This is a genomic window from Microbacterium sp. NPDC006705, assembly GCF_044903545.1.
Classification (GTDB): Bacteria; Actinomycetota; Actinomycetes; order Actinomycetales; family Microbacteriaceae; genus Microbacterium; species Microbacterium plantarum.
Genome location: NZ_JBJDQQ010000003.1, coordinates 214,153 through 226,774, shown reverse-complemented (window position 1 = coordinate 226,774; position 12,622 = coordinate 214,153). Strand labels below are relative to the sequence as shown.

The following is a 12,622-nucleotide window of genomic DNA, read 5'->3' as shown; positions in this document are numbered from 1 at the left end:
TGATCCGTCAGGTGGTGACAGCGCGGGCGTAGCGCGCGGCGAGGAACGCGAACGCGTCGGCGAGCTCGGGCGGACCGACGACCTCGAGCTCGGCGTCGAACCGCCCGAACGAGGCCGCGAGCGCGGTCCATGACCACGACCCGGCTTCGAGCCGACAGTGCCCGTCGTCGAGCGCGGTGACCGTGCCATCGCCCGCGAACGGCGCGACCGCGGATGCCGGCAGGTGCAGCACGACGGAGCCGCGGCAGGGCCATGCGGCCGAGTCCGACCCGCGGAAGCGTGCCGACACGAACGCGTCGACGTCGCCGCCGGGCACGCCGCGGCGCGTGAACGGGGCGCCGGCCGGAAGCCGCGGACGGACCCGGTCCGCCCGGTACAGGCGCCAGTCGTCGCGGTCGAGGTCCCACGCGACGAGATACCAGCGGCCGCCCGACGCCACGAGATGATGCGGCTCCGCGCGTCGGGTCGGCGCGGACCCCACGGCATCCGCATCGCCCGCCTCGCCGTAGTCGAACCGCACCGTGACACCGTCGCGGATCGCGTTCGCCAGCGTCGACAGAACCTCGAGCGAGACGTCCGCGGCGGCGGCATCCCCCGGGCGGCCCACGACGGTCGGAGCCAGGGCGTCGAGGCGATGCCGGAGTCGCGAGGGCATGACCTGCCGGATCGTGGCGAGCGCGCGTGCCGCGGCCTCTCCGATGCCCGCGCCCAGGGCGGGAGCGGTTCGCAGGGCGAGGGTCACCGCGACGGTCTGGTCCTCGTCGAACAGGAGGGGCGGCAGCTCGCTGCCGGCCTCGAGCCGGTACCCGCCGTCGAGGCCGGTCGTCGCCTGGATGCGGTATCCCATCTCGCGCAGTCGCTCGACGTCACGTCGCACCGTGCGATCGCTCACCCCCAGCCGCGAGGCGAGCACTCCGCCCGGCCAGTCGCGGCGGGCCTGCAGGAGCGACAGCAGGGTCAGCAACCGGGAGGTCGTCGTCATCGCCCCACCGTATCCGCCCTTGCGGACAGAAACTGACCGGAAGGGCTGTCAGGGTGAGGGCGTCGAGCCGATCGGGCCGGCCCTTTCCTCAGGAGCAGCGATGACCATGCACACCACCCCTCACCTCAACTTCCGCGGCGACGCCCGTCGGGCACTCGAGTTCTACGGCGCCGCCTTCGACGGACACGTCTCGATCACGACGTACGCCGAGGTCGGCATGCCCGCAGACCTCCCCGGCGCGGATGCCGTCGTCTTCGGACTCGTCGCCGGGAGCACCGGCTTCCGTGTGATGGCGTACGACATCCCGGGAAGCACAGAGGGATCGATCGCCGGCGGCGGTGCGACGCGCCGTCAGGACAACGCCACCATCACCGATCAGGCGTTCTTCGTCTCGGTCGGTTCCGAAAGCCTCGACGAGCTCCGCGGCCCGTGGGACGCGCTCGCCGCCGATGCCGTCATCGTCGAGCCCCTCGCCGCGTCGGCGTGGAGCGCGGGCTTCGGCATGCTCACCGACCGGTTCGGCGTCACGTGGAGCTTCAGCGTCACCGCCGCCTGAGCGCACGAGAGCCGCGGCCGGTTCGACCCCGCCGCGGCTCTTGTCGTGCGTCGCGTGGATGCCCGCCGACGCGGGAGGTGGTCAGTCGGTCGTCAGGCGCGCGAGCTCGGCGACGAACGCGTCGACGTCGGATGCCGAGGTGTCGAACGAGCACATCCACCGCACCTCGCGGCGTGCCTCATCCTTCCCACCGACACTCGAAGCATCGCTGGCGCGATCCTCCGAGCCTCCGTCGGCGGGGCCCCAATCGTAGAAACGGAACGACTCGCGCAGCCGGTCGGCGACGCCCTCGGGCAGCACCGCGAAGACACCGTTGGCCTGCGTCGGCTGCGTGAACTCCACGCCCCGCACCGAGCCGTCGGCGATGCCCGCCTCGACCGCCGAGCGCAGGCGCTGCGCCATCCCGTTCGCGTGCTCGGCGTTGCGGCGCCACAGGTCGTTCTCGAGCAGCGCGACGAGCTGGGCCGAGACGAAGCGCATCTTCGACGACAGCTGCATGTTGAGCTTGCGCAGGTAGGTGAGCCCCTCGGATGCCGCGGGGTCGAGCACGACGATCGCCTCGCCGAGCATCGCGCCGTTCTTCGTGCCGCCGAAGCTCAGCACGTCGACACCGACATCGCGCGTGATGGCGCGCAGCGGCAGGCCGAGGGCAGCGGCGGCGTTGGCGATGCGCGCGCCGTCCATGTGCAGCCGCATCCCGCGCTCGTGCACGTGGTCGGCGATCGTGCGCAGCTCGTCGGGCGTGTAGAGCGTGCCGAGCTCGGTCGACTGGGTGATCGACACGACGAGCGGCTGCGCGCGGTGCTCGTCGCCCCAGCCCCAGGCCTCGCGGTCGATGAGCTCGGGGGTGAGCTTGCCGTCATCGGTGGGGACGTTGAGGATCTTGATGCCGCCGACTCGCTCGGGGGCACCGCCCTCGTCGACGTTGATGTGCGCGGTCGACGCGGCGATCACCGCGCCCCAGCGCGGCAGCATCGACTGCAGCGCCGTGACGTTGGCGCCCGTGCCGTTGAAGACCGGAAAGGCCTCGGCGCCCGCGCCGAAGTGCTCGCCGACGAGGTCCTGCAGCCGGGCGGTGTACACATCCGAGCCGTAGGCGGTCTGGTGGCCGTCGTTGGCGGCGGTGATCGCCGCGAGGACCTCCGGGTGGATGCCGGAGTAGTTGTCGGACGCGAAGCCGCGCACCGAGGTGTCGTGCAGGGAGGTCATGACCTCATCCTTTCAGCCTCGGGCGCGGCCTCGGGCCCGTGTGCGGGTCAGCCGCGGATGCCGCGCGTGGACGCGATCACGTCGCGCATCTTCTTCTCGAGCGCCTCGTAGAACATCGACAGCGGGAACTCGTCGTCCAGCACCGCATCGGTGTAGCCCTTCGGCGGACCCGCGAGGACGTCGTCGGGGAGGCCGCGCGCCCACACCGACGCCGGGTGCGGTTCGAGCACCGAGCGCACGAGGTCGTATGCCGCCAGCCAGTGCGCGGTCTTCGGGCGGTCGATCGATTCCCAGTACAGGCGGTCGATCGCGTCGCCGAGGGCGACCACGGCATCCGGCACCTCGCCCCATTCGAAGGCGAGCGCGGTGTCGGTCCAGTGCAGCACGCCCCGGCGGTGCAGCCACGCGAACAGCAGCTGGCCGCCGAGTCCGTCGTAGTTGCGCACGCGCGTGCCGGTGATCGCGAACCGGAAGATCCGGTCGAAGATCACGGCGTACTGCACGAGCCGCGAAAGACGCAGCAGCTCGGCATCGACCGGGTCGAGATCCGCCTCGGTGCTCAGCCGCCGGTCGAGCGCGACGCACTCGCGGAACGCCGTCAGATCGCACCGCAGCTCTTCGAGGGAGTACAGGAAGAACGGCATCCGCTGCTTGATCATGAACGGATCGAACGGCAGATCGCCGCGCATGTGCGTGCGGTCGTGGATGAGGTCCCACATCACGAACGCCCGCTCGGTGAGCGCCTGGTCGTCGAGCATCTCGGCCGCCTCGGCGGGCAGGTCGAGCTTCGTGATCTCCGATGCGGCGCGCACGACCCGGCGGTAGCGGGCTGCCTCGCGGTCCTGGAAGATCGCCCCCCACGTGAACGGCGGAATCTCGCGCATCGCGACGGTCTCGGGGAACAGCACCGCCGAGTCGGTGTCGTAGCCGGCCGTGAAGTCGAGCAGTCGCAGCGAGACGAAGAGCCGGTTCGGATACATCGTCTCGAGGCGCGCGATCTCCTCCGGCCAGATCGCCTCGACGAGCAGCGCCTCGACGTGCCGGTCGCGCGAGCCGTTCTGCGTGTACATCGGGAACACGACGAGGTGGCGGATGCCGTCGACGCGGTGGAGCTGCGGCTGGAACGCCACAAGCGAGTCGAGGAAATCGGGCACGCCGAATGCCCCCTCCGTCGAAGCGGCGCCGTCCGGTTGATCGGAGGCGGCCCATCTGTTGAAGTCCCGGATCGACGCGGTGAGATAGTCCGCGTCGTGCGGGAACCGCGGCGCGAGGCGGCCGATCGCGGCGGTGATCGCCGCGACGTGGCGCCGCGCCGTCTCATGGTCCCCGGGGTCGGGCACCGAGCCGTCGGCGGCCTGCAGCTGCTGCAGTGCCGTCGCAGCGTCGCGCAGCGAGATCCAGGCGGGGTCGTGCTCGACGCCGTCGGCGAGCGCGATGCTCAGGGCGTCGACCGCGCCGCCGTCCTCGACGACCTCGGGCTCGCCGATGATCGTCTTCGTGGCACCGGGGGTGGGGTGCGTCTGAGCGATGGACATGGGGAACCTCCGATCTACGAGGTACGGCTCCCGCGCGGGAGCGGTGGTCAGGTTGGCGTCAGCCTAACCGGGCGCCGGGTTTTCGGCGACGGTAGTGGCGGTGCACCGTGCCGATACACCCGTCGGGCGGGTGGGGCTGGTGTCGTCTCGGCGGCGCCGCGACGCGACAGCAGCCCCAGCCGTCCGACGAATGCATCGGTCACCGCGAGCTTGACCTCAACTGAGCTTGAGGTTTTACCGTTCGAACCATGACCATGACTGAACCCGACTCCTTCACCGAACGGCTGCCGGCCGCTCTGCTCGACCGCCTCGCGCGGGTGACCGGCGACGAGAAGCACAGTGCCGCCGCGCATTCGACCCTCGATGCGCTGTGGGTGCTGCACGACCGCGTACTCCGCCCCGAGGGCGGTGACCGCTTTCTGCTGTCGAAGGGGCACGGCCCAGCCTCGTACTACGCCGTGCTGGCCACGCGCGGCCTGATGCCCGACGGCTGGCTCGACGATCTCGCGGGCGTCGATTCGCCCCTCGGTCACCACCCCGACCGTCTGCTCATCCCCGCCGTCGAGATCTCGTCCGGGTCGCTCGGGCACGGACTGCCGATCGCCGTGGGCCTCGCCCGCGGCCTCGACATCACCGGCACTCCCGGCCGCGTGTTCGTCCTGATCGGCGACGCCGAGCTCGACGAGGGCAGCAACCACGAGGCGATCGCCGTCGCAGGCCGCCTCGCCCTCGCCCGGCTGCACGCCATCGTCATCGACAACTCCTCCGCGTCGCTCGGATGGCCCGGCGGGATCGCACGCCGGTTCGCGCTGGAGGGATGGGATGCCGCCGAGGCCGACTCGCACGATCACGCTGCGCTCGCCGCAGCTCTCGAGACGCGCGGCGCGGCGCCCCGTGTCACCGTCGTCCGTACCGCTGCGAAGGGATCCTGATGCGCGCCCGCTTCTCCACCGTCATGTCAGATCTGTTGGCCACCGACGACCGCGCGACACTCGTGCTCGCCGACATCGGCCCGCTCGATCTGGCCGCGGGAACCCCGGCCGCCGACCGTGTCGCCAACGTCGGGATCCGCGAGCAGGCGATGATCGGGGTCGCCGCCGGTCTCGCGCTCGCCGGACTGCGTCCTTTCGTCCACACTTACGCGCCGTTCCTCGTCGAGCGGCCCTTCGAGCAGATCAAGCTCGACCTGTCGCACCAGGATCTCGGGGCGGTGCTCGTATCGATCGGCGCGAGCTATGACGCGGCCGCCGCGGGGCGCACGCACCAGTGCCCCGGCGACATCGCCCTGTTGAGCACCCTGCCCGGATGGCGGCTGCACGCGCCGGGGCACCCGGATGAGGTCGAGGCGCTCGTCCGGGATGCGGCGACGACCGACGACCGCCAGTACATCCGGCTCTCGACGCAGGCGAACCGGGCGGCATTCCCGACGGACGGACGCATCCACCTCGTGCGCGAGGGCGCGGGCACGCTGGTCCTGGCCATCGGCCCGCTCCTCGACACGGCGCTCGAGGCGACGGCGGGCGACGGGTTCGCGGTCGCATACACCGCGACGCCCGTGCCGCTCGATCGCGACGGTTTGCGCGCGCTGAGCTCCACCTTCGACCGGGTGGCCGTGCTCGAACCCTTCCTCGAGGGGACGACCGCCGCCGCGGTCGGTGCGGCGCTCGGCGGCAGCGGCATCCTCGTCGAGCACATCGGGGTCGGCGTCGGTGAACAGCGCCGATACGGCACCCCGGCCGACCATGCGCGGCTGCACGGCCTCGACGCGCCGGGGATCAGGCGACGCCTCGACCTGCTCTCATGACGGAGCGGCTGCGTCGTCGTCGAGCGCGTGCCGGAGCGCGGGCGCGACGCGGCGCGGTCCGCTGCCCTCGGCGCCGAGCGCGTCGCCGGGGTTGAGCAGGTCGCACGACCGCATCGAGAGGCAGCCGCAGCCGATGCATCCCACGAGTTCGCGCTCGAGCGATTCGATCGCCGCGCGCCGTTCCTCGAGACGCACCTTCCACGCCCGCGAGACCCACCTTCCACGCCCGCGAGACCCGCTTCCAGTCCTCGCTGCTGGGCTCGGCCTCTGCGGGCAGCGACGCGAAAGCCGCGGCGACCTCGGCGAGCGGGATGCCGAGTCGCTTGGCCACGAGAATGAGCGAGATGCGGCGCAGCATGTGGCGACTGAACCGCCGCTGATCACCCGCAGAACGGGTCGACGTGATGAGTCCGTGCCGCTCGTAGAAGTGCAGCGCGGAGACGGACACACCGGTGCGCGCGCTCACCTCGCCGATGGTCAGGAGATCGTTGGACCGCATCACGCCTGCGACTCTACGACGCACCGATACATCCGTCGGGTCGGTGGGGCTGCTGTGGCCTCGGGCCGTCTCGCACGCCTCATCAGCACCGCGGGTCCGACGGTTGTATCGCGGTCAGCCCTGACCGTCGGGGTCGGGCGGGACTGTCAAGCCGTCGCCGTCGCTGCCTCCGCGGCGTTAGCGTCACTCCATGCCCACTGATCGCCACGCCGAATCCGAATCCGCAGCCGGCGCGCCCGCAGCAGACGCCTCCACCTCCGACGGGCGCGGCGTGCTGGTGATCACGAACTCCCGAGCGGGCACGTCGGTGGTCCGGCCCGATCCGCTGCCCGAGATCCGGCGGCGGCTGTCCGAGGCGCGGATCGAGAGCCTGGGCGAGTCGTCGATGGACGACATCGTCGCGTCGGCCATGTCGGCCGCCGATGCGCCGACGGTGCTCGCGGTGCTCGGTGGTGACGGCTCGGTCTCGCGTGCCGCGCACCTCGCGCGTCGTCACGACCTGACGCTGCTCGTGCTGCCGGGCGGCACCTTCAACCACTTCGCGCGGGCCGCCGGCGTGGACACCGTCGAGGCGGCGCTCGATGCGTACGACGCGGGCTCGGTGCGCAGCGTCGTCGTCGCCGAGGCGGTCATCGACGACGGCGATCCCGTGACCGTGCTCAATGCCGTGTCGCTCGGCGCCTATCCCGAGATGCTCGCCGAGCGCGAGAAGCGCACGAGCCTCGGCAAATGGTGGGGTGGCGCGATCGCGGCGTGGCGCGAGATGCACGGAGCCCACCGCATCACGATCGTGCGCGACGGCCGCCGGGCCGTCGTCTGGTCGGTATTCGCGGGTATCGGACGGGGAGACCCCCGCCGCATCGCGATGATGCGTCGAGCGAGCCTCGACGAGCCTGAGCTCGACGTCCGTCTCCACCATGCCCGCGGCACGCGGCTGCGGGCGGTGACCTCCTTGGCCTTCGGCCGGCGCACGCTCGCGGTGATGCGCGCGCTGCGGCTCATGCCGCCGGCATCCGACCTCGAGCGAGCCGTCGTCTCCGAGATCGAGCTGACCGTCCGGCCCGGCGAGGCGACGCCGGTGCTCGCGCACGACGGCGAGCTGGCCGAGACTCCCACCGGCGACTACCGGCTGCGGCTCCGCGCGATCCCGGACGGCCTGCGCGTCTACGCGCGCTGAGCTCGTCGCGCTCGCCGCCGGATACATCGCGAGAGGGATGCCGCGCCTGTGGCGCTCGCGTACCGTCATAGCGTGCTCCGTCCGCTCCGCCGCTACCAGCTGTACGTCGACGTCGCCGTAGCGGTCGCCTTCGCGGCGATCATGCTGCTCGTGACCTGGGTCGCCGTCGTCGGCACGGGCATCCCCGACGATCCGCTCTCCTCGCTCGTCGCGATGCTCCTGGTCGTCCCGTTCGGTGCCGCGGTCGCGCTGCGCCGGCTCTCGCCGCCGATCGCGCTCGCGCTGGCCTGGGTGGGCGCGGTCCTCCAGATGCTGGCGCAGCTGCCACCGCTGCCGGTCGACATCGCCATCTTCGCGGTGCTCTACACGTGTGCGGCGTACGGCACGAACCGGGTCTTCTGGCTCGGGTTCGCCTCCTCGATCGGGGGCGCCCTGGCCATCACCGTGTACCTGCTCATCCCCTCGGCGAGATACTCCATCGCCGTGTCGGGGGGCGAGTTGATGTACTTCCTCGTCATGGGCACGATGCTGTTCGTCGCGGCGGTGTTCGGCTTGCTCCTGGCGTGGACCGTGGGCGCTCTGGTCCGCGTCGGTCTGCGCGCGCGCGACAACGCCGAGGCGCAGCGGAAGGCCGAGGAGCGGGCGACGGCCGAGTTCGAACGCAATCGCATCGCGCGAGACATGCACGACGTCGTCGCCCATTCGCTCGCGGTCGTCATCGCTCAGGCGGACGGCGCACGCTACGCCGCCGCGGCCGACCCCACGGCCGCGGCGGAATCGCTGAAGACGATCTCGTCGACGGCGCGCTCCGCCCTCGCCGACGTGCGGATGCTGCTCACCCAGCTCCGCCACAGCGAGGGCGAGGGGCCGCAGCCGACCGTCGCGGACCTCGAGGTGCTGTACGCGCAGGTGCGCGCCGCCGGTCTCGACCTGCGCGTCGACGTCGACCCCGCCCCTCCGGGCGAGCCGCCCGCGGCCGTGCAGATCGCGGTGTACCGCATCCTGCAGGAGGCCCTGACGAACGCGATGCGCCACGGCGCGGGCGGTACCGTGGACGTGTCCCTGTCCTGGCTGCCCGATCGCGTGGAGGTGCGTGTGAGCAATCCGCTCTCGCCGGTGAACGAGTCCACCGGCCCGGTGCGCACGGGCGGACACGGTCTCATCGGCATGCGCGAGCGCGCCCAGCTGATCGGCGGCAGCATCGAGGTGGGCCCGACGGGCGGCGCGTTCGTCGTCGCGGCGAGTCTGCCCATCGGCGGCCCCGCGTGAGCGCCATCCGGGTCGTCCTCGTCGACGACCAGGCGCTCTTCCGCGCCGGCATCCGCATGGTCGTCGCCTCGCAGCCCGACCTCGAGGTCGTCGGCGAGGCGTCCGACGGCGCCGAGGCCATCGGCGTCGTGCGGGCGACGCGCCCCGACGTCGTCCTGATGGACATCCGGATGCCGGTCATGGACGGGCTCACCGCCACGGCGCAGCTGCTCGACGACCCGGTCTTCGACGGCGCTCCGCCGCGCATCGTGATGCTGACGACCTTCGACCTCGACGAGGCAGCGGCGCGGGCGATCCGGCAGGGAGCGAGCGGCTTCCTGCTGAAGGATGCCGACCCCGAGTTCCTCCTCGCCGCGATCCGCACGGTGCACTCCGGCTCGTCGGTCATCGCGGCTTCCGCGACGCGCGAGCTGTTCGCGACGTTCGCGGCCCCCGAGCAGAAGCCCGTGCCGCCTGCGTTCGCGGAGCTGACCGATCGCGAGCGCGAGATCTTCGGTCTGGCCGCGCGCGGCCTCTCGAACGCCGAGATCGCCCAGCGGGAGTTCCTCTCGGAAGCCACGGTGAAGACCCACATCAGCCGCATCCTCGCCAAGCTCGCCCTGCGGGATCGCGTGCAGCTTGTCGTCTTCGCCTTCGAGCACGGGCTCGCCTGACGTCGCGCTGCGGATGAGGGATCATCCGCGAGATGTACAGGCCCGCGACGAGGGACCGATGCCGGGTGCCCGGCCCGGTTCGTAGCGTCGGAGACATGCAGATCTCGACCACCGACCTCGGCCTCGCCGCCCGGGTCCAGAACCTCTCCAAGACCTACGGAGCCGGCGAATCGGGCGTACGCGCCCTCGACGGCGTCTCGGTCGGCATCCGTCGTGGCGAGTTCACCGCCATCATGGGCCCCTCGGGCTCGGGGAAGTCGACCCTCATGCACATCATGGCCGGGCTCGACGCGCCGACCTCGGGTCGCGCGTGGATCGGCGACACCGAGATCTCGGGTCTGTCGGACCTCGACCTCACGATCCTGCGGCGCCGCCGCGTCGGCTTCGTCTTCCAGTCGTTCAACCTCGTTCCCACCCTCGATGTCATCGGCAACATCACCCTCCCGTTCGAGCTCGACGGGCGGTCGCCCTCGGCGCTCGAACGTTCGCGCATCGACGGACTGGTCGACTCGCTCGGCCTCGGGGCGCGGCTGCGGCACCGTCCGCACGAGCTGTCGGGCGGCCAGCAGCAGCGCGTCGCGATCGCCCGCGCTCTCGCGACGGCGCCCGACCTCGTCTTCGCCGACGAGCCGACGGGGAACCTCGATTCGCGATCGGGGCGCGAGGTGCTCGCCCTCCTCGCCACCGCGAGCCGCGAGCACGGTCAGTCCATTGCGATGGTCACCCACGACCCCGTGGCCGCCTCGCACGCCGACCGGGTGATCTTCCTCGGCGACGGCCGCATCGTCGCCGACAAGCCCCGCCAGAGCGCCGAGCAGATCTCGGCCCACATGCTCGCCGCAGAGGTGTCGGCATGACCGCCGTGACGGCGCCGTCCGCGGCATCCTCATCGGCGCGCACACGACCCGGGTCGGGCCCGTCCGCCGCGGCGTCCGGGCGCTGGGCGTGGTTGCGCGAGCGGGGGATGGGCGCCTCAGTGCTCGTCGCGGCGATCTCGGGCGGGTTCGGCGTGCTGCTGGTCGCGGTGACGGGACTGATCGGCGCGTGGCTCATGGCCGATCCCTTCCTCTCGGGCGGTGAGACCGTCGTGATCGTCGTCGCGATCCTCAGCGTGCTGCTGGTCGCCGTCGCGATGTACGTCGCCGCGATCGTGACGGCCAACACCTTCGCCACGATCGTGGCGGGGCGCACCCGCCAGATCGCCTTGATGCGCCTCATCGGCGCGTCGGCGCGATCGCAGCGGTCGCACATCGCGCGGCAGGGCCTCGTCGTCGGCGCGATCGGCGCCGTGATCGGGCTCGTCGGCGGAACCGCGGGCGCTCTGGGCCTCCAGGAGATCGCCGCGCGAGCGTGGGGCCTGAACGTCGACTACAACGTCGTGCAGCCCGTGCTGCTGGCGCCGGCTCTCATCGTGGCGCTGACGACGTGGATCGCCGCGTGGTCGGGGTCGCGTCGCGTGCTCGAGGTCACGCCGCTCGCCGCGCTGGCAGGATCCGCGCCGCGCACGGCCGAGGAGGCTGCCGGGCGCACGCGTCGTCGCGTCACCGCGGTGTCGCTGTTCGGCGTCGGGGCGGTGCTGCTCGCGCTCGGCATCCTCGCCGGCTTCGTCACCCCCCTCGGCGTGGTCGTCGCGTTCTTCGGCGGGCTCGCCTCGTTCACCGGGCTGAGCCTCGGCGCCACGCTCGTCATGCCGCCGCTGCTCCGCCTGACGGGCCGGCTCTTCGGCCGCTCGGCCTCGGCCCGGCTCGCGGCCGAGAACGCGCTGCGCTATCCCGAGCGGTCGAGCCGCATGGCGATCGGCGTCGTCATGGGCGTCACGCTCGTCACGATGTTCGCCGTCGCCAGCGAGTCGGTCAAGGGCGTCATGGCGGCGTCGGGCGGCGGCGAGGTGTCGGGCGACATGGCCCGTCTGCTCGACACGTTCAGCGCGGTCATGATGGCGCTCGTCGGGGTCTCTGCCGTGATCGCGGCCGTCGGCCTCGTCAACCTGCTCACGATCGGCGTCGTGCAGCGCACCCGCGAGCTCGGGTTGCTGCGCGCGCTCGGCCTGACCGGACGTCAGATCCGCTCGATGGTCCTGTTCGAGGCGGCGCACATCACGATCACCTCGGTCGTGTTCGGCCTGCTCCTCGGCATCGCCTACGGCTGGGCGGCCGCGCAGTCACTGCTGGGCTCGGTGCGGGTTCCGCCGCTGTGGCTCGCCCCGACCTTCGTGCTGCCGGGCATCCCGTGGCTCACCGTCGCCGGGGTCGTCGTCGCCACCGCCGTGCTGACGCTCGTCGCCGCCGTCGTCCCGACCCGCCTCGCGACCCGGGTCTCGCCGGTGGAGGCGCTCGCCGAGTGACGCGGCTGCGTCGTCGGCCGGTCCGGCTCGTCCCTCATTCGCGGACGAGCCGGACCTCGCTGATGCTCTCGCCCCAGCTGGTGTCGTCCTTCTCGGCGCCGTCGGGGCGGAACCCGTTCCGGGCGTAGAACGCGCGGGCGCGCGGGTTGTCGGCGAGGACCCACAGCGACGCGGACTCGTCGCCGAGCGCGGCGTCCAGCAGCGCCTGCCCCGCGCCGGTGCCGTGATGGGCGGCGAGCACGTAGATCGCGTACAGCTCGACAGGCGCGACGGGAGGGTCGTCGCGGGACGACCCGCTGACCGCGAAGCCCACGATCGACCCGGCCGTCACCGCGACCCACGTCCGGCCGAGGTCGTGCGTGCGCTCGGTGTGGTTCGGCCTCGCGGCACCCGACGACTCCCGCTCGTCGAGACGCTGCTCGTGCCCGAGCAGCTCGCGCCGCACGCGCGTGAGACGGTCGAGATCGAGCCGGTCGAGGATGCTCTGCGGCATCCGTCCGGTGTAGGCCTCATGCCAGCCGCGGACGTGCACGCGCGCGATCGCCGCGGCGTCTGCGGGCACCGCCCGCCGCACGGCGACCGCGGTCACGACGC

The 12,622-nt window shown here is 72.1% G+C and carries 12 protein-coding genes and 1 pseudogene; 8 read left to right on the top strand and 5 right to left on the bottom strand.

Annotated elements, in window-relative coordinates:
- Window positions 1-7: 7 nt before the first annotated feature.
- Complete coding sequence (locus tag ACI2K6_RS14975) at window positions 8-982, bottom strand: YafY family protein (protein WP_282501572.1); 975 nt, start codon at window positions 980-982, stop codon at window positions 8-10.
- 100 nt (window positions 983-1,082) lie between these two features.
- On the opposite strand from ACI2K6_RS14975, the gene ACI2K6_RS14970 reads away from it, so the two are divergent.
- Window positions 1,083-1,538 (top strand): VOC family protein, encoded by a 456-nt coding sequence (locus tag ACI2K6_RS14970; RefSeq protein ID WP_404568937.1) that lies wholly within the window; start codon window positions 1,083-1,085, stop codon window positions 1,536-1,538.
- Window positions 1,539-1,619: 81 nt separating this feature from the next.
- Here ACI2K6_RS14970 and ACI2K6_RS14965 read toward each other — a convergent pair whose 3' ends face one another.
- Both ACI2K6_RS14965 and ACI2K6_RS14960 read right to left on the bottom strand, forming a co-directional pair.
- Entirely contained in the window at window positions 1,620-2,747 is a 1,128-nt protein-coding gene (locus tag ACI2K6_RS14965; protein WP_404568936.1) for a threonine aldolase family protein, read from the bottom strand.
- Window positions 2,748-2,794: 47 nt separating this feature from the next.
- The gene (locus tag ACI2K6_RS14960; protein ID WP_282501569.1) at window positions 2,795-4,282 is read right to left on the bottom strand and encodes a DUF6421 family protein; all 1,488 of its coding nucleotides are present in this window, start codon (window positions 4,280-4,282) and stop codon (window positions 2,795-2,797) included.
- A gap of 248 nt (window positions 4,283-4,530) precedes the next feature.
- On the opposite strand from ACI2K6_RS14960, the gene ACI2K6_RS14955 reads away from it, so the two are divergent.
- Window positions 4,531-5,214, top strand: coding sequence for a transketolase (locus tag ACI2K6_RS14955; protein WP_404568935.1), 684 nt, complete (start codon window positions 4,531-4,533; stop codon window positions 5,212-5,214).
- Entirely contained in the window at window positions 5,214-6,086 is an 873-nt protein-coding gene (locus tag ACI2K6_RS14950; protein ID WP_404568934.1) for a transketolase family protein, read from the top strand. The genes ACI2K6_RS14955 and ACI2K6_RS14950 overlap by 1 nt, the downstream gene beginning before the upstream one ends.
- Here ACI2K6_RS14950 and soxR read toward each other — a convergent pair.
- Window positions 6,081-6,585: pseudogene (soxR, locus tag ACI2K6_RS14945) on the bottom strand (redox-sensitive transcriptional activator SoxR). The gene ACI2K6_RS14950 and the pseudogene soxR overlap by 6 nt on opposite strands.
- A 190-nt stretch (window positions 6,586-6,775) precedes the next feature.
- Between soxR and ACI2K6_RS14940 the strand changes: the two are divergent.
- The 5 genes from ACI2K6_RS14940 to ACI2K6_RS14920 all read left to right on the top strand — a co-directional run bounded on the left by ACI2K6_RS14940 (window position 6,776) and on the right by ACI2K6_RS14920 (window position 12,028).
- Window positions 6,776-7,762, top strand: coding sequence for a diacylglycerol kinase family protein (locus tag ACI2K6_RS14940; RefSeq protein WP_274179239.1), 987 nt, complete (start codon window positions 6,776-6,778; stop codon window positions 7,760-7,762).
- Between the two features lie 72 nt (window positions 7,763-7,834).
- Window positions 7,835-9,031 (top strand): histidine kinase, encoded by a 1,197-nt coding sequence (locus ACI2K6_RS14935; RefSeq protein ID WP_274179238.1) that lies wholly within the window; start codon window positions 7,835-7,837, stop codon window positions 9,029-9,031.
- Complete coding sequence (locus tag ACI2K6_RS14930; RefSeq protein WP_112617765.1) at window positions 9,028-9,684, top strand: response regulator transcription factor; 657 nt, start codon at window positions 9,028-9,030, stop codon at window positions 9,682-9,684. Before ACI2K6_RS14935 ends, ACI2K6_RS14930 begins: the two co-directional genes overlap by 4 nt.
- Window positions 9,685-9,779: 95 nt before the next feature.
- Window positions 9,780-10,541 (top strand): ABC transporter ATP-binding protein, encoded by a 762-nt coding sequence (locus tag ACI2K6_RS14925; protein ID WP_114588824.1) that lies wholly within the window; start codon window positions 9,780-9,782, stop codon window positions 10,539-10,541.
- On the top strand, window positions 10,538-12,028 hold the full coding sequence (locus tag ACI2K6_RS14920; RefSeq protein ID WP_112617767.1) for an FtsX-like permease family protein: 1,491 nt from the start codon (window positions 10,538-10,540) through the stop codon (window positions 12,026-12,028). The genes ACI2K6_RS14925 and ACI2K6_RS14920 overlap by 4 nt, the downstream gene beginning before the upstream one ends.
- A gap of 34 nt (window positions 12,029-12,062) precedes the next feature.
- Here ACI2K6_RS14920 and ACI2K6_RS14915 read toward each other — a convergent pair whose 3' ends face one another.
- Entirely contained in the window at window positions 12,063-12,617 is a 555-nt protein-coding gene (locus ACI2K6_RS14915) for a GNAT family N-acetyltransferase (protein WP_404568933.1), read from the bottom strand.
- Window positions 12,618-12,622 lie beyond the last annotated feature (5 nt).

What these genes read in the sequence shown, in the direction of transcription:
- ACI2K6_RS14975 (WP_282501572.1), bottom strand. Translation starts at nt 982, where the DNA reads ATGACGACGACCTCCCGGTTGCTGACCCTGCTGTCGCTCCTGCAGGCC.
- ACI2K6_RS14970 (WP_404568937.1), top strand. Translation starts at nt 1,083, where the DNA reads ATGACCATGCACACCACCCCTCACCTCAACTTCCGCGGCGACGCCCGT.
- ACI2K6_RS14965 (WP_404568936.1), bottom strand. Translation starts at nt 2,747, where the DNA reads ATGACCTCCCTGCACGACACCTCGGTGCGCGGCTTCGCGTCCGACAAC.
- ACI2K6_RS14960 (WP_282501569.1), bottom strand. Translation starts at nt 4,282, where the DNA reads ATGTCCATCGCTCAGACGCACCCCACCCCCGGTGCCACGAAGACGATC.
- ACI2K6_RS14955 (WP_404568935.1), top strand. Translation starts at nt 4,531, where the DNA reads ATGACCATGACTGAACCCGACTCCTTCACCGAACGGCTGCCGGCCGCT.
- ACI2K6_RS14950 (WP_404568934.1), top strand. Translation starts at nt 5,214, where the DNA reads ATGCGCGCCCGCTTCTCCACCGTCATGTCAGATCTGTTGGCCACCGAC.
- ACI2K6_RS14940 (WP_274179239.1), top strand. Translation starts at nt 6,776, where the DNA reads ATGCCCACTGATCGCCACGCCGAATCCGAATCCGCAGCCGGCGCGCCC.
- ACI2K6_RS14925 (WP_114588824.1), top strand. Translation starts at nt 9,780, where the DNA reads ATGCAGATCTCGACCACCGACCTCGGCCTCGCCGCCCGGGTCCAGAAC.
- ACI2K6_RS14920 (WP_112617767.1), top strand. Translation starts at nt 10,538, where the DNA reads ATGACCGCCGTGACGGCGCCGTCCGCGGCATCCTCATCGGCGCGCACA.